The sequence below is a fragment of the Micromonospora sp. CNZ286 genome, from assembly GCF_014207755.1.
This window is the reverse complement of record NZ_JACHIZ010000001.1, coordinates 307,890-329,724: the sequence shown is the minus strand read 5'-3', so window position 1 is coordinate 329,724 and position 21,835 is coordinate 307,890. Positions and strand designations below refer to the sequence as shown.

19 protein-coding genes, 1 pseudogene and 1 riboswitch are annotated in these 21,835 nt (G+C 73.2%); of the genes and pseudogenes, 6 read left to right on the top strand and 14 right to left on the bottom strand.

Annotated features, from left to right (window positions below):
* Positions 1-10: 10 nt before the first annotated feature.
* The 4 genes from FHX31_RS01685 to FHX31_RS01670 all read right to left on the bottom strand — a co-directional run bounded on the left by FHX31_RS01685 (position 11) and on the right by FHX31_RS01670 (position 4,494).
* Positions 11-628, bottom strand: coding sequence for a GTP-binding protein (locus tag FHX31_RS01685; protein WP_013288586.1), 618 nt, complete (start codon positions 626-628; stop codon positions 11-13).
* Positions 609-971, bottom strand: a complete 363-nt coding sequence (locus FHX31_RS01680) for a DUF742 domain-containing protein (protein ID WP_013288587.1) — start codon at positions 969-971, stop codon at positions 609-611. Before FHX31_RS01680 ends, FHX31_RS01685 begins: the two co-directional genes overlap by 20 nt.
* Positions 972-1,033: 62 nt before the next feature.
* On the bottom strand, positions 1,034-1,441 hold the full coding sequence (locus tag FHX31_RS01675; RefSeq protein WP_013288588.1) for a roadblock/LC7 domain-containing protein: 408 nt from the start codon (positions 1,439-1,441) through the stop codon (positions 1,034-1,036).
* Positions 1,438-4,494, bottom strand: a complete 3,057-nt coding sequence (locus FHX31_RS01670; RefSeq protein WP_184974756.1) for a nitrate- and nitrite sensing domain-containing protein — start codon at positions 4,492-4,494, stop codon at positions 1,438-1,440. The genes FHX31_RS01675 and FHX31_RS01670 overlap by 4 nt, the downstream gene beginning before the upstream one ends.
* Before the next feature lie 447 nt (positions 4,495-4,941).
* Here FHX31_RS01670 and FHX31_RS01665 point away from each other — a divergent pair, with 447 nt between their 5' ends.
* Complete coding sequence (locus tag FHX31_RS01665) at positions 4,942-6,123, top strand: ABC transporter substrate-binding protein (RefSeq protein WP_013473675.1); 1,182 nt, start codon at positions 4,942-4,944, stop codon at positions 6,121-6,123.
* A gap of 168 nt (positions 6,124-6,291) precedes the next feature.
* On the opposite strand, the gene FHX31_RS01660 is transcribed toward FHX31_RS01665, so the two are convergent.
* Together FHX31_RS01660 and FHX31_RS01655 are read right to left on the bottom strand one after the other, a co-directional pair.
* Positions 6,292-7,062 carry an ABC transporter permease gene (locus tag FHX31_RS01660; RefSeq protein ID WP_225319577.1) on the bottom strand — a complete coding sequence of 257 codons (771 nt, stop codon included), beginning with the start codon at positions 7,060-7,062 and terminating at the stop codon, positions 6,292-6,294.
* Positions 7,063-7,225: 163 nt separating this feature from the next.
* On the bottom strand, positions 7,226-8,254 hold the full coding sequence (locus FHX31_RS01655) for an ABC transporter substrate-binding protein (RefSeq protein ID WP_013288592.1): 1,029 nt from the start codon (positions 8,252-8,254) through the stop codon (positions 7,226-7,228).
* Between the two features lie 284 nt (positions 8,255-8,538).
* Between FHX31_RS01655 and FHX31_RS01650 the strand changes: the two genes are divergently transcribed.
* The 4 genes from FHX31_RS01650 to FHX31_RS01635 all read left to right on the top strand — a co-directional run bounded on the left by FHX31_RS01650 (position 8,539) and on the right by FHX31_RS01635 (position 13,311).
* Positions 8,539-9,321 carry an ABC transporter ATP-binding protein gene (locus tag FHX31_RS01650; RefSeq protein ID WP_013288593.1) on the top strand — a complete coding sequence of 261 codons (783 nt, stop codon included), beginning with the start codon at positions 8,539-8,541 and terminating at the stop codon, positions 9,319-9,321.
* 2 nt (positions 9,322-9,323) lie between these two features.
* Positions 9,324-10,274 (top strand): LLM class F420-dependent oxidoreductase, encoded by a 951-nt coding sequence (locus FHX31_RS01645; protein ID WP_013288594.1) that lies wholly within the window; start codon positions 9,324-9,326, stop codon positions 10,272-10,274.
* A complete protein-coding gene (locus tag FHX31_RS01640) occupies positions 10,271-10,579 on the top strand; it encodes a cupin domain-containing protein (RefSeq protein WP_013288595.1) in 309 nt (102 codons plus the stop codon). The genes FHX31_RS01645 and FHX31_RS01640 overlap by 4 nt, the downstream gene beginning before the upstream one ends.
* 74 nt (positions 10,580-10,653) lie before the next feature.
* Complete coding sequence (locus FHX31_RS01635) at positions 10,654-13,311, top strand: hypothetical protein (protein ID WP_184974753.1); 2,658 nt, start codon at positions 10,654-10,656, stop codon at positions 13,309-13,311.
* A 46-nt stretch (positions 13,312-13,357) separates the two neighbouring features.
* Here FHX31_RS01635 and thiC read toward each other — a convergent pair whose 3' ends face one another.
* From thiC to thiE, 7 genes and pseudogenes are all read right to left on the bottom strand, one after another.
* Complete coding sequence (thiC, locus tag FHX31_RS01630) at positions 13,358-14,950, bottom strand: phosphomethylpyrimidine synthase ThiC (RefSeq protein WP_013288597.1); 1,593 nt, start codon at positions 14,948-14,950, stop codon at positions 13,358-13,360.
* Between the two features lie 17 nt (positions 14,951-14,967).
* Entirely contained in the window at positions 14,968-15,756 is a 789-nt protein-coding gene (gene thiD / locus FHX31_RS01625) for a bifunctional hydroxymethylpyrimidine kinase/phosphomethylpyrimidine kinase (RefSeq protein WP_184977732.1), read from the bottom strand.
* Between the two features lie 30 nt (positions 15,757-15,786).
* Positions 15,787-16,464: pseudogene (locus FHX31_RS01620) on the bottom strand (thiamine phosphate synthase); the annotation flags it as partial.
* A gap of 62 nt (positions 16,465-16,526) precedes the next feature.
* A complete protein-coding gene (locus FHX31_RS01615) occupies positions 16,527-17,300 on the bottom strand; it encodes a thiazole synthase (RefSeq protein WP_091330790.1) in 774 nt (257 codons plus the stop codon).
* Positions 17,301-17,304: 4 nt separating this feature from the next.
* Positions 17,305-17,505, bottom strand: a complete 201-nt coding sequence (gene thiS / locus FHX31_RS01610) for a sulfur carrier protein ThiS (RefSeq protein WP_091330789.1) — start codon at positions 17,503-17,505, stop codon at positions 17,305-17,307.
* Positions 17,496-18,626, bottom strand: coding sequence for a glycine oxidase ThiO (gene thiO, locus FHX31_RS01605; RefSeq protein WP_184974750.1), 1,131 nt, complete (start codon positions 18,624-18,626; stop codon positions 17,496-17,498). The genes thiS and thiO overlap by 10 nt, the downstream gene beginning before the upstream one ends.
* Entirely contained in the window at positions 18,620-19,246 is a 627-nt protein-coding gene (gene thiE, locus FHX31_RS01600; protein WP_184974747.1) for a thiamine phosphate synthase, read from the bottom strand. The genes thiO and thiE overlap by 7 nt, the downstream gene beginning before the upstream one ends.
* A riboswitch (TPP riboswitch) is annotated at positions 19,241-19,352 on the bottom strand. It overlaps the preceding gene by 6 nt.
* Before the next feature lie 118 nt (positions 19,353-19,470).
* On the opposite strand from thiE, the gene FHX31_RS01595 reads away from it, so the two are divergent.
* A complete protein-coding gene (locus FHX31_RS01595; protein ID WP_184974743.1) occupies positions 19,471-20,382 on the top strand; it encodes a DUF559 domain-containing protein in 912 nt (303 codons plus the stop codon).
* 485 nt (positions 20,383-20,867) lie between these two features.
* Here FHX31_RS01595 and FHX31_RS01590 read toward each other — a convergent pair whose 3' ends face one another.
* On the bottom strand, positions 20,868-21,830 hold the full coding sequence (locus tag FHX31_RS01590) for an aldo/keto reductase (protein ID WP_184974740.1): 963 nt from the start codon (positions 21,828-21,830) through the stop codon (positions 20,868-20,870).
* Positions 21,831-21,835 lie beyond the last annotated feature (5 nt).

Genomic DNA, 21,835 nt, shown 5'->3' with positions numbered 1-21,835 from the left:
CCGCAGGCGGTCAGCCCACCGAGGCCGGGTAGCCGTGCTCGGCCTGGAGGCGGAGCATCGCGTGCTCGACCACCGTGACCAGCACCTGCTTGACCGAGTCCCGCTGGCGGGCGTCGCACAGGACCATCGGCACGTCCGGGGAGATGGCGAGCGCCTCCCGGACCTCCTCCAGCTCGTAGTGCGGCGCGTCGCCGAAGCGGTTCAACGCCACGACGTACGGCAGCTTGCGGTTCTCGAAGTAGTCCAGCGGCGCGAACGCGTCGGTGATCCGGCGGGTGTCCACCAGCACCGCCGCGCCCACCGCGCCCCGGATGATCTCGTCCCACATGAACCAGAAGCGGGTCTGGCCCGGCGTGCCGAACAGGTAGAGGATCAGGTCCTCGGCCATGGTGATACGGCCGAAGTCCATGGCGACCGTGGTGGTCTCCTTGCCCGGCACCTTCGACGCGTCGTCGATGCCCACGCCGGCCGCTGTCATCAGCGCCTCGGTGGTCAGCGGCTGGATCTCGGAGATCGCTCCGACAAGTGTCGTCTTGCCCACGCCGAAGCCACCCGCGATCACGATCTTCGCGGAGATGATCTCCCGGCCGCGGTTCACCCCGTCGGGGTCATAGTTCGCGAAGTCCACTTAGCACCCTTCCAAGCAGGTTCATCCGCGCCGCGAAACCCGTCGCGGGAGCGGCAGTGTGTAGCGTCAGCAGGCCCTCGGCCACCATGTCGGCGACCAGCACCCGGGTGACGCCCAGCGGCATCCGGGTGTAAGCGGCGATTTCCGCAAGCGACTGCGCCCGGCCCTCACAGACCGAGGAGATGCGGTACTTGTCGTGCCCGGCGAAGCGCGCCTCGGCCGACTGCGTCGGCGTGCTCGACAGCACCGCCTCGAGCGCGATGTTCTGCAACGGCTCGGTGCGGCCCCGGGTGACCGCGTACGGCCGCACCAGCGCGCCACGTGGATCACGTCGCGGGTCCATCTCGCGATCACCTCCCCTCGTTCGGAGCCGCACCGGCTCCGGTCGTCAGCTCCCCGGTCCGATCAGGACCGGACCGCGTCTCTCGGCAGCGGGACCAGTGCCTGGCCGACCCGCTCGACCAGCAGCGCCATCTCGTAACCCACCTGGCCGACGTCGCAGCTGCGCGCCGCGAGGACGGCCATCGACGAACCGTCGCTGATGGACATCAGGAACAGGTAGCCGCTGTCCATCTCGATGACGGTCTGCAACACCCCGCCGGCGCTGAACATCCGCGCCGCGCCCTCGGTCAGGCTCACCACGCCGGAGGTGATCGCGGCGAGCTGGTCGGCCCGGTCACCGGGCAGGTCCCGGGAGGAGGCGAGCAGCAGCCCGTCCGCGGACACCGCCACCACGTGCGCGATACCCGCAACGCTGTCGGCGAAGTTGGTGAGAAGCCACCCCATGTCCTGCATGGCCGCCGGCCTGTTCATCGGTTCGTCTCCTTGGTCGAGGTGCTGTTCAGGTCGGCGCCGGCCGTACGGCCCCGCTGGACGCCACGGTGGTAGGCGGAGAGCAGACCGCGTACCTCGTCCGGCGTGCGCCGGCTGCGGTCCCGGCCGCTCTTCGGCTCTATCCCGCCGGGCACGAGCTGGGCCTGCGGCACCCGCTTGGGCAGCCCGGAGCGGGTGGTGCCGCCGGTGGTGGGCTCCGCGGCACGGCTGGCCCGGGACCAGCCCTCGTCGGCCGCCGTACGCCAGGCCTCCGGGTCGATCGGCGGCGCGGGCGCGGGCGCGGCGGCGGGTGGCGCCGGGGGCGGCGTCGCGGCCGCCGGCGGCGTGGACGGAACCTCCGGCGGGCTGTACGCGGACGGCGTGGTCGACGTGGTCAGCCCCGACGCCTGGGCCCCCGGGGTACGGGTGGGCAGCTTCGGACGCGCCGGCGCCGCTGGGGGCGCCACCGCCGGCTGTGCCGGCGCGGGCGGCTCGTCGAACGTGGGACGGGTGAAGATGGTGGTCTCGTCCTCTCCGTGCGAACGGAACCAGACCGCCTCCATCTCACGGAATATCGGCGCCTCGGCCCGCTGCTCGGGCCGGGCCACCACCGGCGTCGCCGGGGTGCTCTCCACCGCCGGCGCCGCCGCGAGCGGCTGGTAGGCCGGAGGCGCGGCCTGGGTCGCGGGTTGCGCGGTCTCGACACCCGGCGTCCGCTTGGGCAGGGGGTCGAGCGCGGGGTACGCCACCGTCGGTCCCCCGGCCGACCAGCCTGCTCCGGAGACCGGAGCCGGCGCGGTAGCGGGCGCCGCCGCCACCGGAGCGGGTGCCGCCACGGTGGGCAGCGCACCGGTCGCCCCACCCAGCTGTACGGCGGGCGTGGTGTCGCGCGTCTCGCCGGGCGTCTGCCACCGCGACGGCGGAGCGGTGGTCGCCCCGCGCCACTGGTCGGCGAGCGTCGCCGTGGCCGCACCCCGCCCGGCGCCGGCCAGCGCGTCGGCGGCGCCGACCTGGCTGAGCGGCGACTGTTCGACGGCGAGCGGCTGACGCGGCCGGGTCAGCGGGGCCTGGCCCCGGTTGGCCGGCAGCACCACTGTCGAGTTCGGCAGCGTGACCTGGGCGACTGTGCCGCCCTCGACGTTGCGGCGCAGCTCGACGCGGATCCCGTAGCGGGAGGCGAGCCGGCTCACCACGGCCAGACCCATCAGCCGGAACGCGGCCACGTCGACGGTCGGCGGCGCGGCCAGCCGCCGGTTGAGCGAGTCGAGCTGGTCGTCGCTGAGGCCCAGACCGCGGTCCTCGATCTGGATCAGCACGTAGTCGCGGATCCGGCGGCCGTCGGCCACCACTGTGGTGTTCGGCGGCGAGAACCGGGTGGCGTTGTCGAGCAGCTCGGCGACCAGCCGGACGACGTCGTTGACGGCGTGCGCGGCCACCGAGATGTCGGTGTCGACGGTGCCGAACTCGATCCGGTTGTAGAGCTCGACCTCGGACTGCGCGGCGCGCAGCACGTCGACCAGGAGCGCGTCGTCGCGACGCGGCACGGCCGAGTCGGCGCCGGCGAGCACCAGCAGGTTCTCGTCGTTGCGGCGCATCCGGGTGGCCAGGTGGTCCAGCTCGAACAGCTGCGCCAGCCGCTTCGGGTCCTCCTCGGAACGCTCGATCGCGTCCAGCTCACCGATCATCCGGTCGACCAGGCTCTGCGAGCGGCGGGCCAGGTTGAGGAACATCGCCGAGACGCTCGTCCGCAGCGCGGCCTGCTCGGCCGCGACCCGGACCGCCTCCCGGTGGACCACGTTGAAGGCCACAGCCACCTGACCGACCTCGTCGCGGTTGCTCAGCTTGATCGGATCCCGTACCTGCTGGACGATCTCGTCCACACCGCCGTCACCGATGGCGTTGACGTTCTGGAGCCGGCTCACCGCGTCCGGCAGGTCGTGGTTCGCCACGGCGAGCGCGCCCTCGCGCAGCCGGCGCAGCGAGTCGTTGAGCGAGCGGGCGAGCACCACGGCGAGCGTCACCGCGACCGCGAGCGTGAGCAGCACGAGCAGGCTCTCCACGATCGCCTGCCGGATCACGTCGGCGCGTGCCTCGTCGGCGTCGGCCAGCATGTCGTCCAGGAGCTGGATCTCGGCCCACCGCATCAGGTCGTCGACCGCGCCGATGGCGGCCGATGCCTCGTCGCGGGTGACCAGCGCCTGACGCCCGATGGACCGGGAGATGTCGCCCGCGACCCGGTCGGCGAGCTGGACGGCGTCACCGGAGACGGTGCGGTCCACCAGGGCCCGCTGGCTCGGCGTCGCGGACCGGGAGAAGGTGAGCAGCGCCTCCTGCTGACCCGTCAGCGTGGCCACGAAGGACGAGAACTGCTCCTCGTCGATCCTTCCGCCGTCGAGAGCGGTGAAGGCCACCGCCTGCTCCTCGGCCACCTCGGCCTTGGCGTGGGCGAACGCGGCCACCGCGCGGCGGGCGTCGGCCAGGCTGTCCGCGCCCGGCTGCTGGGCCAGCGCGTCGCTGTACGCGACCAGGTCGTCCAGCACAATGCCGTAGCGCAGGCTCGCCTCGGCCACCGGCATCTGCAGCCGGTCCAGCACCTCCTGGCGGGTGCCGTTCAACGTGGACAGGTGGGCGTCGATCACCTTGAGCTGGTTGCTGATCGCGCCCGTCACGTCGCCGAGCTTGCCCCGCTCGTTCTGGTACGCCGCGATGCGCTCGTCGGTCTGACGCACCCGCAGGTTGTACGCGTCCGGCTTCTGGTTCGGGTCGGCCAGGAAGACCGCCGCCGCCATGCGCTCCTTGTGCAGGTCCTGGGTGAGCGCCGCGATGTCGACCGACACCGCGCTCAGCGACCGGACCTGGTCCGCCTCGTACGCGCCCTGGCCCACCGAGATGAGTCGGATAGTTGCCAGCGCGATGACAGCTGCGACCGGAACGACCAGGATGAGGGCGAGCTTGGAGCGGATCCGCGCGTCGCGCAGCCTGGGCAGGAGCCGGCGCCGGTTCCGCTGTTCGGCGTTGGGGCTCCCGGGCAGGGTCGTAGGTCCGGTGCTCACGACATCGCCTCCGTCGTTTCTTCCACGCGTGACCCGCTGACCCGTGCCTGGTGCAGCGGCCAGCGCCACGCGCGGCACGGCCGCGATTTCATCAGACGAGATCCTGTTTGGGAAGCCGCGGTGAGGCAGGAAACGGTCGCGGTCGACGCAACCCGTGATCCGATCACCTAATACCTTCTTTTCTCCGACCCCCTGATCAGGGGATGTCACTCCAGAGTGGTCACACGCATCTGTGCAGTAATTGTCAGTTAATGTTCCGTGTCCCCAGCATGTGGGATGGCTGTCCCGAAACAGCACTCGACGGCCCGGCTTGACCACAGGCCCCGGCATTGGCAAGGTTTTGCAGGCTTCGCGCACACCGTACGGCAAACCAATCCCGTTCCTCCACTGAGGACGGACGAGCGGCGGTGATCGGGCGTCGGCCCGCGCCGCACCTGGAGGACTGAGTTGAGCCCCATCCGCTCCGCGCGCATCGCGGCGCTCGCATCGGCCGTGCTGGCCACCACGCTCACCGGCTGCGGGATCGGCGGGGAACCGCAGGACACCAGCCCGATCGTGATCGCCGCCGACCTGGAACTCTCCGGCGCCTCGGCGCCGGTCGGCAAGGTCTACCAACGGGCTCTGGAACTGAAGGTCGAGCAGTTGAACGCCTCCGGCGCACTGGGCGGCCGGAAGATCGATCTGCGGGTCAAGGACAACCGCTCGGACGCCGCGGAATCCTTGCGGAACATCAATGATTTCAGCGGTGACTCACGGGTGAGCGCCGTCATCATGGGCGGTTGCAACGAATGCGCCGTCGGCGCGGCCCGCACGATCGGTGAGAAGCGCATTCCGACGATCGCACTCGCGTCGTCGAGCGCGGTCACCGAGCCGGTGGCCGAGCGCCGATATGTCTTCAAGCTCGCCCCGAACGCCACCGACAGCGCCGCCGCGCTCGCCGCGGAACTGGACCGGCGCGGCGTCCGCAAGGTGGCCTTGCTGCACAGCGCCGAGGGTTACGGCCAGGAAGGGCTCACCGCCCTGCGCCGCGAACTGAGCAAGACCACGGTCAAGCTGGTCGGCAACGAGTCGGTGCGCGCCACCGACACCGAGGTCGGCACGCAGATCAACGAGCTGATCGCCCGCAAGCCGCAGGCCCTGGTCCTGTGGACCACGCCGGAGCAGGCGACGCTCGCCGCCACCACCGCCCGGCAGAGCAAGTTCCGCGGCTCGCTGTTCTTCGACGCCACGGCCGCCGGCGACCTCTTCCTCGGCCCGTCGGCCCGCTCCACCGAGGAGGCCACGCTGATCTTCACCCAGACCATGGTGATCGACGACGTGATCGCCACCACCCCGGCGAAGGCCGCGCGCCGGCAGTGGTTCCAGGACTACACCGCCCGGTTCGGCGGCTACAACGGCTTCTCCTCGTTCGCGGCGGACGCGGTCCAGCTGATCGCCGACGCCGAGCAGCGGGCCGGCGGCGATCCGGGCAAGGTCGACCGGGACGCGCTGCGTGACGTGCTGGAGACCTCGCAGCTCGACGGGCTGTCCGGGCCGATCCGGATGACGCCGGACAACCACTCCGGGTTGATGCCGCAGGCGTTGACGACGCTGGTGGCTCGTGGTGGTCGTTGGCGGCTGGCTGGCTGATCGGTTCTCGCTGTGGGGTGTGGGCCCCGGCACAACCGGCTCCGGGCGGTCAGGCTTGATCCCTCCGCCGGTTGCGCCGGGGCCCACACTGTCCTGGTCGGCCGCCACCCGTGGGGTTGAGCTTTCCCCTCTGGGTGTTCGGTCGACGTCGGGTTCTCGGGTCAGTGGCTAGCGGGCTGAGGTGGTGGCCCGCACCCAGGGCAGGGCCAGCCGCTCGACCAGGCTCAGGACGGCGTAGAGCACGATGCTCATCAGCGCCACCAGCACGATCGCAGCCCAGGCGGTCGCGGTGTCACCGACGCCGTTGTACTGGAGGATCTGGTAACCCAGACCCGGACGGTCGGAGTAGAACTCCCCGATCACCGCGCCGATCGCGGCCAGCGGCATGGCCACCTTGAGCCCGACGAAGATCTGCGGCAGCGCCGCCGGGAAGCGCACCTTGCGGAACGACTGCCACCACGAGGCGTTGAGCGACCGGCCCAGCTCCGCCAGGTCCGCCGGGGTGGTGGTCAGACCGGTGGCGGTGGAGAGCACGATCGGGAAGAAGCAGAGCAGGAACACCATGGTCAGGATGGGTTTCTGCCCCCAGCCCACCGCGACCACGAGCAGCGGCCCGAACGCGATCTTCGGAACCGCGTTCACCGCCACCAGCAGCGGCGCGAACATCCGCTCCACCCGGCGGGAGGCGGCCAGCGCCATCCCGATCAGCACCCCGGCCGCCGACGAGAGCAGGAAGCCGAACACTGTCATCCAGGTGGTGATGCCCAGCGCGGGCAGCAGCACCTCGGTGGTGCCGGCGAGGGACTTCCCCACCGCCTGCGGCGGGGGCAGCGCGGCCGGGTGCACCAGGTTCAGGCCCGAGGTGACCAGCCACCAGGCCGCCACCGCGATCACCAGTCCCAGCGCCGGCAATCCGACCGCCGCCGGGCGTACGGCCATCCCGCGCCGGACCGCCGGGCGCGGCGGCGCCTCCGGCCGGGCCTCGGTCGACTGTGTCAACGTGTCCTCCTCTCTGCGCCGGTCGGTGTGACCGGCACGGGAAGGGGGTGCGCCCCACCGGGGTGTCCGGCGGGTCGCACCCCCGTTGGCCCGAGCGGACCGGTCAGGCCTTCGGCGCGAGGTTGAAGTCGATGATCTGGTCGGGGGTCAGGTTCTGCTTCAGCGCACCGGCGCCCTGGAGCAGCGCGATGCTCTTGGCGACCCGGCCGCTGTCCAGCGTGCCGATCGCGGTGCCGGAGTTGCTCGACCGGACGTACGCGGCCATCAGCTGAAGCTCGGCGGACGCCGCAGCCGGGACGGCGGCCGGCACGTTCTTCTTCAGGATCTCGCCCGCCTCGTCCGGGTTGGCCAGCGAGTACTCCAGGCCCTTGAGCAGCGCGGCGGTGAACTTCTTCACCATCTCCGGCTTCTCCTTGGCGATCTTCGACGAGGTGATCAGCGCGTTGCCGTAGAGGTCCTGCATCACGTTGCTGTACGGCAGGACGACCGGCTTCTTCTTGGTCACCGTCTCCACCGTCGGCTGGCCGACGACGAACTGGCCGATGCCGTCCACCGAGCCCGAGCCGAGCATGCCGATCAGGCCCTGCGCCTCACCGTTGACCCAGGTCACCTTGCTGCCGTCGATGCCGGCGAGCCGGGCGTACGTCGGGAAGAGGTTGCGCACGACGGACGTCGGGGTGTCCGCGAGCTTCTTGCCTTCGAGGTCCTTCGGCGTGGCGATGTTCTTGCCCTCGACCGTGACGATGGCGGCCATGGTGCGCTGCTGGATCGCGGCCACCGCCACGAAGTCCTTCGCCTGGCCGTTGCCGAGCTGAAGGATGCCACCGGTCAGGTCGATCGGGCCGAAGTCGGCCTGGCCGCCGGTGATGGTCTGGATCACGGAGCCGGTGCCCTGACCGGGCTTGATGTCGACGTCGAAACCGGCCTCCTTGAAGAAGCCCTTGTCCTTCGCCACCCAGGCGTAGGAGTCACGCCCGAAGTTGCCGAACGAGGTGAGGTACGTCACCTTCTCCAGCGCCGCGCCGTTGCCGCCGCCGCTCTCGGACTTCTCCGAGTCGCTGCTGCAGCCGCCCACCAGGGCGAGGGCGGTGGCCATAGCCGCGGCGGCGACCGTACGGGTCAGCCTTCTCATCAGTGCACCATGTCCTTTCCGACCAGGACTTCTTCGCCGGTCGGGTCGTGGGTCCGACGGGGTCGGCAGGTGGGTTCGGCCGACTGGACCGTCGTGAGGGGACTCTTCGCGCGCAACAGCGTACGAGAAGCCAGATGACCTGCCGCCGCCGTCCCGGTTGCGGAACGGAAACGAAGTTGCGTGACGGAAAGCGGACTGACGTCCACCCCGGACGGTGCTATAAGCACGGTCCGCTACGCTAGCCCGGCTCGCGTTCGGACGACGTGGAAGGGAGCCGGCGGAAGATGATCCGACTGTCCGGGGTGTCCCGCACCTTCGACGGCCGTTCGGGGCGGGTGGAGGCGTTGCGCGGCATCGACCTCGACGTCGCCGAAGGCGAGTTCGTCGCCGTCCTCGGCCGCTCCGGCTGCGGCAAGTCCACGCTGCTGCGCATGATCGCCGGCCTGCTGCCGGTCACCGGCGGTGAGATCACCGTGGGCGGTACGCCGATCACGAAGCCTCGCCGCGACGTGGCGATGTTGTTCCAGCGTCCGGCGCTGCTGCCCTGGCGCTCGGTGCTGGACAACGTGCTGCTGCCGGTGGAGATCTTCGGCTGGCGCCGCGCCGAGCACCGCGACCGGGCCCGCCAGTTGCTGGAGATGGCCGGGCTGGGCGGCTTCGAGAAGCGCCTCCCGCACGAGCTGTCCGGCGGCATGCAGCAGCGCGTGTCGCTGTGCCGGTCGCTGATCGGCTCGCCCCGGGTGATGCTCATGGACGAGCCGTTCTCCGCGCTCGACGCGCTCACCCGTGAGGAACTCTCCGGCGAACTCCAGCGGGTGCACATGGAGACGAAGGCGACGATCGTCTTCGTCACCCACTCGATCGACGAGGCGGTGCTGCTCGCCGACCGGGTCGTCGTGCTCAGCCCGCGCCCCGGCCGCATCCGCGAGGTGGTCGAGGTGAACGTTCCCCGGCCGCGCACGCTGGGCCGCCACGAACACCTGGAAGACGTCGCGCGGATCAGCGCCGAGCTGCACGAACTGCTGATGGAGCGGGACGCCCCCGGCGTACCCGTGGGAGGCCGGTGACCATGCGGGTCTCGGTGTTCACCGAACCCCACCGCGGTGCGGACTACGACGACCAGCTCCGGTTCGCCCGGCTGGTCGAGGAGACCGGCTTCGAGGGCTTCTTCCGGGCCGACCACTACCGGGCCATGGGGGACGAGCCGGCGCTGCCCGGCCCCACCGACGCCTGGCTGACGCTCGCCGCGCTGGCCCGGGAGACCTCCCGGATCCGGCTCGGCACGCTCGTCACGTCCGCCACGTTCCGGCTCCCCGGGCCGCTCGCCGTCATGGTCGCCCAGGTCGACAGGATGAGCGGCGGCCGGGTCGAGCTGGGCATCGGCGCCGGATGGTACGAGCGCGAGCACACCGCGTACGGCATCCCGTTCCCGCCGGTCAGCGAGCGCTTCGACCGGCTGGCCGAGCAGTTGGAGATCGTCACCGGGCTGTGGCGTACGCCGTCCGACGAGACGTACAGCTTCACCGGTGAGCACTACCGGCTGGTCGACGCGCCCGCGCTGCCCAAGCCGGTGCAGCAGCCCGGCCCGCCGGTGATCGTCGGCGGCCGGGGACCGAAGCGCACCCCCGAGCTGGCCGCCCGCTACGCCGACGAGTTCAACATGCCGTTCAAGAGCGTGGCCGAGACCGCCGCCGCGTACGAGCGGGTGCGGGAGGCGTGCGACCGCGCCGGGCGGGACGCCTCCGGCCGCGCGCCCCTGACGCTCTCCGCCGGCATCGTGGTGGCGATCGGACGCACCGACGCCGAGGCGCAGCGCCGGGCCGCGCCGCTGCACGTCACGAGCGCGCTGCCGCCGGAGGACCCGGTGGTCGGCTCCCCCGCCCAGCTGGTCGACCGGATCGGCGAGTTCGCCGCGATCGGGGCCACCCGGGTGCACCTGCGCCTGATCGACTTCGACGACCTCGACCACGTGGAGCTCATCGCCGCCGAGGTGCTCCCCCGACTGGACGGACCACGATGACCGAACTCTCCGCCGACCTCGAACTCGGCCCGGTGGGCCAGGAGATCGTGTACGAGAACGACCGCGTACGCGTCTGGCACATCCGGCTGGAGCCGGGTGAGCGGCAGCCGCTGCACCGCCACGACCACCCGTACCTGGTGGTGGCGATCCAGGGCGCCAAGAACGTGGTGCAGACGATCGACGGCACCACCATCGACGCCGACGAGCCGACCGGCGGCGTGGTCTACCGCGACCCGGGCGCGGTGCACATGCTGACGAACGTCGGCGACACCACCTACCTCGCGCGCCTGGTCGAGCTGAAGTAGCCGCACCGGCAGGTTCGCCGCGCCGCGCGGCGGCAAGGTGGCGATCGGGGGCACCGGGCCGTAACGTGCCCGACATGGCCTTTCGGACGTGGGGCAGGCTGCTGCTCACGGCGCTCGGGGTGAGCGTGCTGGCCGGGGCCGGCCAGTTGGGGATCGCGTACGGCTTCGGAGTCGTACGCCTCGACGGCGCGTTCGTGGACGTCTCGGTCAACCGGTGGCCCGCCCAGCTCGTCTGGGTGGGCTGGTTCGCCGCTGTCGCCACGGTCGCCGGAGCCGTCCTCACCGAGCGCTTCGCCCGCCGCGACGACAGTCCCGGCGGCACCACCGAACTGCTCTCCATCGCCGGCGTCAGCGCGCTGGGCGCGACGGTGGTCGCCCCGCTGTGCATGCAACCGGCCCGCGCGGCCGAGTTGGGCGGATCCGTCGACCCGGTCTGGGCCGCAGGCATCTGCGCCGCCCTCGGCGCGGTGGTCGGAGCGGGCGCCGCGATCGCCGTCCTGCTCAAGCCGCCGTTCGGCTGGGGCGTGGCGGTCACCGCCGGGATCGTCTGGCTGATGGCGCTGCTCTCCGTCGCGCCCACGATCGTGTCCAGCCGGCCGCTGGCCACGGTACGGCTCGGCGTCCTCGAACCCTCCTGGCTGGATCCGGAGGCGGCGCAACGCCTGTCCATGCTGCTGCTGCCGGTGCTCACGCTGCTGGCCGGCGGGGCGGTCGGCGTGCTCGCCCGCCGGGCCGAATGGCCGCCGCTGGTGGGCGGCGCGGCCGGGGCGGCCGGCCCGGTGCTCGTCGCGTTCGCCTACCTGACCGCCGGTCCCGGCTCGGCCACCGACCGCTACCAGGTCGCGCCCTACTACGGCGCGCTGATCGCCGTGATCGCCGGTGCGCTCGGCTCGACCGCCACCACAGTGCTGCCCCGGCCGGTCACCGCCATCGGTGACCCCGACGCCGTCGAGGCCACCGACATCCTCGCGCCGCTGCCGCACTCGTCCACTCCGGGCGCCCCGGCCGCCCCGCCCGCGCCTCCGGTGACGAGCGGCGCCGCCGCGCCGGCGCACTGGAACTGGCCGGAGCCCGGCGGCTCGGCCACGGCGACGGCTCCGGCCGGTACCGATCTTCCCGCCGCCGGCCGGCCGGCCCTCGCGGGTCTGCCCGCCGTCGATCAGCCGGCCGTTGCGGAACGGCCGGCGGGTGAGCGCCCGGCCGTCGCCGACACGGGCCACGGCCAGCCCATGCCGGGTCTGCTGCCCCCGGGGCGCCGGACCTCGGCCATCGACGTCCTCGCCGCGGGCCGCCCCGACCCGGTCCCGGGTCCGGGTACGGACATGGGCACGGGTCCGGGCACGGACATGGGCACCGCCCACGCGGGCGGCACCGGCGAGGCGGTCATGACGGACCGCGCAGGAACCGCCGACCGGGCCGTTGCCGGTTCCGAACCTGCCGATGCAACGTCCGGGCAGGCGACCGGCGTCCCGGACAGCGAGGCCGCCTCAGGCACCGGCTCGGCAGCCGGCACTGACGATGCCGCACCGGAACCGCCCCAGGAAGCGGCGGCGACCACGCCACGGGTGACCCGGCCGCGCCGTACCCGCGCCAGCCGGTCCAGCGGCACCACCGACGGATCGACGTCACCCGCCGACGCCACAGCACCCCGCCCAGCGGATGCCGCCTCCCCGAGCGCCGCTGCGGGCACCACCTCGGAAGCCACGTCACCGGCCACCGGCGGCACCGCCGAGGGCCACGTTCCCGGCCCGCGTACTGACAGCGGCGCGCTCGCCGGACCGGTCACGGCCGACGCGGACAGCGACACCCCCGCCGCGCCACCGGCCGAGGCCACCGGAGACACCGGCGCCACGGGCCGCTCCACCCGCTCCCGGCGCCCCCGCGCCCCGAAGGCCGGACCGCGTGCCACCGGCCCGGCCTCCCCCGGCTCCGGCCCGGCCGACGTCGCGCCGACGCCGCCGATCGAGCAGGCCGACGCCAGGTCGACGATGCCGAGCAGCCCGGCCGACGCCCCGCTGACGACGCCGAGCAGCCCGGCTCCCCGCACCGATGCACCCACGGGGGATGTCGCACCGACCGGGCGTCCCGGACGCAATTTCTTCTTCGACGACCCGGCGCCGACCCCGTCGTCCCGGCCCCGGTTCCCGATGTTCGAGGACGTCACCGGAGCGCCCGGCGAGGTACGCCCGGCCTGGCCGATCACCCCGGTGGCCCGCCCGCACCGCGCCACCACCGAACCGGACGCACCGGCCCGGGACGACGCGGAGGCGTCCGCCCCGGCCGAGCCGGCGCCGCGCCCCCGCCACCGTGGCCTGCCCGAGCCGGGCGCGAGCACCGGATGGGACGCGCTCGCCACGAACGCCCGCCCGGCGGGGCCGCTCGCCCGGCCGGAGGCGGGGAGACCTGTCGCCCGGCCCGAGGCGGCGACCGCCGCACCGGGCGAGGCGGGTGCCGCGCTGCCCGAGGCCGCCGCCGCGGAGACGGAGGCGGACTCCCGGCGCGGGCGGCACGCCGAACCGGACGACGCCGACGCGTCCGGCGGGAAGCCGAAGACCCGGCGCGGCCTGTTCCGGCGCAACCGGGCCAAGGGCGACCCGGAGCCGGCCGACCGTACGGCCGAGCCGGGTGCCGAGGCCGACGACGAGTACGTGGACTGGGTCGCCGGTCTCGCCTCGGACGACAACGCCGACGACGCCCGCTCGCTGCGTACCGGGCGGCACCACCGCGAGTGAACGGCGGCCCGGGGGCGGGCCGGAAGCGACCCGCCCCCGGCCTCGCTCACGCCAGCGGCAGGTAGACCCGTGACCCGGAGGCGACGAACTCCTCCGACTTGCCGCGCATGCCCCGCGCCGCGTAGTCCTTCAACTCCTGCGTGATCTTCATGGAGCAGAACTTCGGCCCGCACATCGAGCAGAAGTGCGCGGTCTTCGCCGGCTCGGCGGGCAGAGTCGCGTCGTGGTACGCCCGCGCGGTCTCCGGGTCCAGCGCCAGGTTGAACTGGTCCTCCCAGCGGAACTCGAACCGGGCCTTGGACAGCGCATCGTCCCACGCCTGCGCGCCGGGGTGCCCCTTGGCCAGGTCGGCCGCGTGCGCGGCGATCTTGTACGCGATCACGCCCGCCTTCACGTCGTCGCGGTCGGGCAGCCCGAGGTGCTCCTTCGGGGTGACGTAGCAGAGCATCGCGGTGCCGAACATGCCGATCATCGCCGCGCCGATCGCGGAGGTGATGTGGTCGTACGCGGGCGCGACGTCGGTGGTCAGCGGGCCGAGCGTGTAGAACGGCGCCTCGTGGCACCACTCCTGCTGGAGGTCCACGTTCTCCTTGATCTTGTGCATCGGCACATGCCCGGGGCCTTCGATCATCACCTGGACGTCGTACTCCCAGGCGACCTTCGTCAGCTCACCGAGCGTGCGCAGCTCGGCGAACTGCGCCTCGTCGTTGGCGTCCGCGATGGAACCGGGGCGCAGGCCGTCACCGAGGGAGAACGTGACGTCGTACTTCGCGAGCAGCGAACACAGCTCCCGGAAGTTCGTGTAGAGGAAGTTCTCCTCGTGGTGCGCCAGGCACCAGGCCGCCATGATCGAGCCGCCCCGCGACACGATCCCGGTGACCCGGTCCACCGCCAGCGGCACGTACGGCAGCAGTACCCCGGCGTGCACGGTCATGTAGTCGACGCCCTGCTCTGCCTGCTCGATGACGGTCTCGCGGAACACCTCCCAGCTCAGCTTCACCGGGTCGCCGCCGACCTTCTCCAGCGCCTGGTAGATCGGCACCGTGCCGATCGGCACCGGCGCGTTCCGCACGATCGCCTCGCGGGTCTCGTGGATGCGCTTGCCGGTGGACAGGTCCATCACGGTGTCCGCGCCCCACCGGGTGGCCCAGGTCAGCTTCTCCACCTCCTCGGCCACCGACGAGGTGACAGCCGAGGTGCCGATGTTGGCGTTGACCTTCACCAGGAACGCCTTGCCGATAATGGCCGGCTCGCACTCGGGGTGGTTGACGTTGAGCGGCAGCACGGCCCGCCCGGCCGCGATCTCGTCCCGGACGAACTCCGGCGCCACCGACTCCCGGACCGCCACGAACTCCATCTCCGGAGTGACGATCCCGGCCCGGGCGTACGCGAGCTGCGTCGGCCGCTTCCCCTCCACACCCGCCAGCGGCGTGCCGGCGCCGCGTACCGGGGCCACGTCGCCGCGCTCGGCGATCCACTGACCACGCAGCGCGGGCAGCCCCACCTCCGGGTCGGAGCCGGGACCGGAGGTGTCGTAGAGCCGTACCGGCGGGTTGTCCCCGGTCAGCGTCACCTCGGCGAACGGCACCCGGACGTCCGGGCGTGACCCTTCCACGTACACCTTGCGACGTGCCTGCATGACAGCCTCCCTGTCGCTCATGCGGACCAGCCGAAGTGGTCCAGCGGGCCGCGTCCCGCGCCCAGCTCCCAGGTCCGCGCGCCGGTCAGCGCGCGGGTGACGTACTCCTTGGCGGCCGCCACCGCGACCGGCACCGCGTCGCCCGCCGCGAGCCGGACCGCGACGGCGGCCGAGAACGAACAGCCGGTGCCGTGGTTGTGCCGGGTGTCCACCCGGGGCGCGCGCAGCAGGCGGGTCGTCCCGCCGCCGGCGAGCACGTCCACCGACTCGCCGTCGGCGTCCACGTCGCCGCCGGTCACCACCACGAACGCCGGGCCGCGCGCCGCCAGCGCCTCCGCCGCCGCGACCATCCCCTCGACGGTGCCCACCGGGCCTCCGGTGAGGGCCGCGGCCTCCGCGCAGTTCGGTGTCGCCACCTCCGCGTACGGCAGCAGCCGCTCGACCGCCTCCACCACGCCGAGCCGGTGCCCGCTCGTGGCGACCAGCACCGGGTCGACGACCAGGTGTGGCAGCCGCCCGGCCCGGGCCGCCTCGGCCACCGCGTCGGCGACCGCGGGGGTGCCGAGCATGCCGGTCTTCACGGCGCGCACGTCGAAGTCGCCGAGGACGCTGTCCATCTGGTCGCGCACTGTCTGCGGCGGCAGCGGCAGGACGGCGTCCACGCCCCGGGTGCTCTGCGCGGTGACGGCGGTGAGCACGCTCGTGCCGTACGCCCCGAGCGCGGCGAACGTCTTGAGGTCGGCCTGGATGCCCGCTCCTGCCCCGGAGTCGGAGCCGGCGATGCTGAGAACTGTTTTCGGCGTCACTGGTTCTCTTCTCCGGTGGTTGCTGTGACGGCTGCGGCCGACAGTGGTTGCGGTCGGGGCTGCGGCGTGCGGGCCTTGGTCGGATCGCGCGGGGTGGGTGCGCGCCACACGGGTGGCCGCCTCCTCGAAAGCTCTGCCCAGCGTGGTGGCGGTTTCGGTGGGGTCTGGGGCGCGCATGATGGCGCCCAGGACTGCTACTCCGGTGGCACCTGCCTCTACGCATGCGGTGACCTGGGCTGTGGTTTCGATGCCGCCCAGTGCCAGCACGGGCACCTTGCTTGCCGCGATCAGCTCGCGCAACCCGGTCGGCCGTAACGCCGGGCCGTAGCCGGGCTTTGTTCTTGTCTCGTAGACCGGGGACAGCGTGGCGTAGTGCTCGGTGGTGAGCCGGGCCAGCTCGGCGGTGTCGTGACAGGACCGGCCGACCAGTCCGACTGCGGGCGGCGGGTACGGGCCGGCGGCGGGCAGGTGCACCGCGTCCCCGTCGAGCGGATCGGGTCCGGCCACGACGAGCGTGCCGCCCGCCTCGGCGAGGATCGCGCGCAGCTCGACGGCGAGCGCGAGGCGTTCGGCGCGGGGCAGGTCCTTCTCCCGCAGCACCACCCAGCGCACTCCCCCGCCGACGGCCCCCGCGACCACGTCGACGAGAGCCCTCTTGGCGACCCGCCGATCGGTGAGCAGCACGACCCCGGTCGGGCCGGTGTAGATCCTGGTACGCGGCCGCCCTTCCACGGGCGCCTCCGTACCAAGATCCGCAACGCGTAGAGCGGTCACAGGTCGGGCCGTCCCTCGTCGGGGGTGGACGGCAAGGCGTGGAAGCGGCGGGTGATGCGGCCCGCGCCGTACGCCAGGCGGCCGGCCTCGACCGCGTACCGCATGGCCGTGGCCATCGCCACCGGGTCGGCGGCCCGGGTCACGGCACTGGCCAGCAGCACCGCGTCGCAGCCCAGCTCCATCGCCAGCGCCGCGTCGGAGGCGGTGCCGATGCCCGCGTCGAGCACCACCGGCACGTCCACAGCCGCCCGGATCAGCCGGATGTGGTGCGGGTTGCCGATGCCCAGCCCGGAGCCGATCGGCGACCCGGCCGGCATCACCGCCGCGCAGCCCACGTCGGCCAGCCGCCGGGCCAGCACCGGATCGTCCGAGGTGTACGGCAGCACTGTGAACCCGTCGGCCACCAGTTCCTCGGCGGCGCGCAGCAGCTCCACCCCGTCGGGCAGGAGCGTGCGCTCGTCGCCGATCACCTCCAGCTTCACCCAGTCGGTGTCGAACGCCTCCCGGGCCAGGTGCGCCGTCTTCACCGCCTCCACGGCGGTGCGGCAGCCGGCCGTGTTCGGCAGCAGCCGTACGCCGCAGCGCTCCACCAGGTCGAGCAGGCCGCCCGACCCGCCGGGCGTGGTGTCCACCCGGCGCAGCGCCAACGTCACCAGCTCGGTGCCGGAGGCGCGGATCGCCTGCTCCAGCACGTGCAGGTTGGCCGCGCCGCCGGTGCCGAGGATGAGCCGGGAGCCGAACGCGACCCCGCCGATCTCCAGTGTGGACATCCGCTCACCCGCCCTGGGTGGCGCTGAGTACCTCGACCCGGTCGCCGTCGCGCAGCACGCTCGCCGACCAGCCGCCGCGTGGCACCACCTCGCCGTTGACCGCTACGGCGAGCCCGCGCTTCCGGTCGGTGACGGTGCGGACCACCTCGGCGACGGTGACGCCCTCGGGCAACGTCCGGCCGGTGCCGTTGACGATCAGTTCCACGTGCGCTCCTTCCCGAAGCGGTCCGGGGTGAAGGGGGCGAGCGCGGGATCCGGCTCGCCGGTGACGATCAGCTCGGTGACCAGGTCGGCGGTGACCGGGGTGAGCACGATGCCGTGCCGGTGGTGCCCGGTCGCCGCGAGCACGCCCGGCTGCCCGGGGATCGGCCCGATGATCGGCGCGTTGTCGGGCGTACCGGGGCGCAGCCCGGCGACGGCCTCCACCAGCTCGTACTCGACGAGTTCCGGCACCAGCTCCGCGGCGGCGCGCAGCAGTGTCAGCACGCCACCGGCGGTGACCTCGGTGTCCGCGCGCTCCTCCACAGTCGCCCCGACCACGACCTCACCGCTGTCCCGGGGCACCAGGTAGACCGGCTCGCTGTCCGCGTACCCCCGGATCACGTGCCGGAAGCCCGGCGGACCGCCACCCGGCGCGCGCAGCCGCAGCACCTGGCCCTTGACCGGCCGGACCGGCAGGCCGGTCAGGCTCGCCGCGCCGCAGCCGGCCGCGACCACAGTGACCCGGGCGTCCACCTCGGACAGCGCGCCGACGCGGGCCGGGCGCAGCTCCACGCCGACGCGTTCCGCAGCAGTGCGCAACGCGGCGACCAGCCGTCGCGGATCCACTTGGTGGTCGCCGGGGGCCACCGCGCCGCCGCGCACGCGCGGTGCCAGCGCCGGCTCGCGGTCGCGCAGCTCCGAGGGCCGCAGCGGCGTGATCGGCAGTCCCAGACCCCGTTGGTACGACCACAGCCGCCCCGCCTCGGCCAGGTCGTCGGCGGTGAGCCCGACCACGAGCGTGCCCTCGGTGCGGTAGCCGAGGTCGACGCCGCTCGCCTCGGTCAGCTCGGCCGCGAAGCCGGGCCAGCGGGCGGCGGACCCGACGAGAAGCGCTGTGAGTTCGTGCTCACCGAAGTACGCCTCCGCGACCGGCGACAGCATCCCGGCGGCCACCGACGAGGCGCCCGACCCGGGCCGGTCGTCGTGCACCACCACGCGCAGTCCGCGCTGCGCGCACCGCCACGCGATCGCGAGTCCCACCGGCCCGGCGCCCACCACCGCCACGTCGGTAAGGAAGGGCCCCCTGTTAACGCCTCCGGTAGAGGAAGGGCCCCCTTTTAACACGTCAGCGCCCGCAGCAGCTCGGCGGTGGCGTGCGCGGGATCGGCAGCCAGGCTGAGCGCGCCGACCACCGCCACCCCGTACGCCCCGGCGGCCCGCAGCGCCGACACGCTCGCGGCCGTCACCCCACCGATCGCGATCACCGGGACGCTGACCGCCTCGGCGACCGCGCGTATCCCCTCGGGGCCGATCGGGTCCGGCAGGCCGGACTTGGTGGTGGTGACGTGGCACGGGCCCACGCCCAGGTAGCTCGCGCCCGCATCCACGGCCGTACGGGCGCCCACCGGCTCCCGGGCGGTCGCGCCGAGCACCGCGTCCGGGCCGAGCACCCGGCGCGCGGCTGCGACCGGCAGATCGTCCGCGCCGACGTGGCCCCCGGCGGCGTCCACCGCGAGCGCCACGTGCAGCCGGTCGTTGACCAGGCACTGTGCCCCGTACGGCCGGCACGCCTCGGTCACCCGGCACGCCAGCTCGTACGCCTCCCGGTCGGTGGCGTCGTCCTCCACGCGCACCTGCACGACGAGTTCGGCGCCCGCCACGGGCAGGGCGGCACGCAGCACGGCGAGCGGGTCACGCCCCGGCCGGGTGTCGGTGATGAGATGCAGTCGTCCCAGGGACAGCACGGCAACGCTCCTCCCTGCGCCGGCATTACCCGGATCAGGTTCGACGGTCGGGGGCTCCCAGCCCCCCTCTCAGCCCGGTCCGCACCGGGCTCCCGTGGGTCACTTGCGGCCTACCGTACGACGCCTCCCGCCCGTACGGAACCCCGGGTGAGGTTTTTCCCAGGAACCGTTCACATGCCGTACCGGGGCAACAGGTGATCGTCTCGTCACGACACGCTGCCGGGATGTCCGTTCCCGCCCGTGTCCCGCGCCGCCTGGCGATCCTGCCGTTCCGGGGCAGCCATGCCGTCTCCGAAGGACTGCTCACCTGGACGATGCTGCGCGGGCCGACCTGGATCCGCCTGCTGCCGGACGTGTACGTGCACCGGGACGGACACCGCGCCGACGACCACCGGATGTGGTGCGAGGCGGTGGCGTTGCGCCTGCCGCCGGGTGCCGCACTGGCGGGACGCAGCGCCGCCTGGCTGTTCGGCACGGACGTGCTCAGCCGCGACGCGCCGGTCACCGTGCTGCTGCCGAGCCCGGCCCGCATGCGTCCTCATCCACGGCTGCTGGTGACCCGGTCGCCCCTGCCCGAGTCGGACCGCACCCGGTTCGCGGGGCTGCCGGTCACGACCCCGCTGCGTACCGCGTTCGACCTGGGCCGGCAGGGCTCACTCGCCGAGGCGCTGGTCGCCGTCGACGCGCTGCTGCGTCGCCGGGTCGTGAAGCTGCCCGTCCTGCGGGCCTACGCCGCCGACCGGCCGGGTTGGCCGGGCGCTCCGCTGCTGCGCGAGGTACTGACGATGGCCGAGCCGTTGAGCGAGTCCCCGATGGAGACGCGGCTGCGGCTGCTCCTCCTCGACGCCGGTCTCGGCCCGCTGACCGCCCAGCACGAGGTGCACGCCGGCGGACGCTTCGTGGCCCGGGTGGACCTGGCCTGGCCGGCTCTCCGCCTCGCGGTCGAGTACGACGGCGACCACCACCGGGAACGGGCTCACTTCCGGCGGGACGTGGCGCGCCTGAACGCGCTCCGCGCGGCCGGGTGGGTCGTGCTCCGGTTCACCGTCGACGACGTGCTACGCCGGCCCGACGCCACTGTCGCCCTGGTGCGCCAGGCCCTGGCAGAACGTCGCGCCGCCGCGGCAAACCACTGATCCGCACCCGCAGCCCCCCGCACCCCGGCTCGCAGCCCACAGCCCACAGCCTCGCAGCCCCACAGCCGCAGCCCCACAGCCCCGCAGCCCCGCAGGCCCGAGTCTCGCCCCGCCGCGCCCCCGGCCGCCACCCGCCACCTGGCCGGAGCGGGCCGCCCAAGACAGCACGGGCGTCAGGAGGCCGCCCACAGACACCTATGGCGTTCCACTCGCGACTGAATCTGGCGACGAGTGGAACGCCGTGGGTGTCTGTGGGCCCTCTTGACACCCATACCGTTCCACTCATCGTGAGCGCTGCCCCTGAGTGGAACGCCACGGGTGCCTCCGCGCGCGGGCGCGCGGGCGGGCGGGCGGGCGGGCCACGGTGGGCGCACGCCGCGCGGGGCAAGCCCCGACGCTCGCACGCCAACGAGCGGGCGCACCCCGACGCGCGAGCGGGCGCACCCCCGACGCGCGAGCGGGCGCGTATGTACCGGCAGGGACGGTCAGAGGATGGCGTCCAAGGCGGTCAGGTCGTCGTCGGACGGCTGCCACGTCCCGGCTTCGGCATTGGCCTTCACCTGGTCGGGAGTGGTCGCGCCGGCGATCACCGACGTCACGGCGGGACGGGCCGCCAGGCCGCCGATGGCCACCTGGAGCATGCTGATGCCGCGCTCGGCCGCGTACGCCTCGATCGCCTCGATGACGTCCCAGCGCGCGGCGGCCAGCCGCTCGGCGTACCGGCCGCCACCGGCCAGGCGGCTGCCCGCCGGGGGCGCCTCGCCGCGCTTGTACTTGCCGGTGAGCAGCCCGTTGGCGAGCGGGAAGAACGGCAGCATGCCGAGGCCGAACCGCTCGCAGGCGGGGATCACCTCGTCCTCCACCCCGCGCTCCACCAGCGAGTAGTGGTTCTGCGCGGAGATGAACCGGGTACGCCCCTGCGACGACGCGGTCCAGTCGGCGTCGGCGATCTGCCACCCGGCGAAGTTGGAGTTGCCGAGGTAGCGCACCTTGCCGGCGGTCACCAGGTCGTCCAGCGCGGCGAGCGTCTCGTCGATCGGGGTGCCCGGGTCGGGCTCGTGCATCTGGTACAGGTCGATGTGGTCGGTGCCGAGCCGGCGCAGCGACGCCTCGACCGCGCGGGCGATGTAGCGGCGGGCGCCCCGGGCGCCGTGGTCCGGCCCGTTCGCGCCGTTCATGTCCATGCCGAACTTGGTGGCCACCACCACGTCGTCGCGGCGGCCCTTGAGCGCCTGGCCGAGCAGTTCCTCGGAGGCGCCCTGCGGCTCGCCGTAGATGTCGGCGGTGTCGAAGAAGTTGATCCCGGCGTCGAGCGCGGCGTCCACCACCGCCCGGGTGCCGTCGAGGTCGAGTTTGCGGCCGAAGTTGTTGCAGCCGATGCCGACAACTGACACCACGAGCCCGGAGTCGCCCAGCCGGCGATAGGTCATCTCACTCACGAGATCCACCCTAT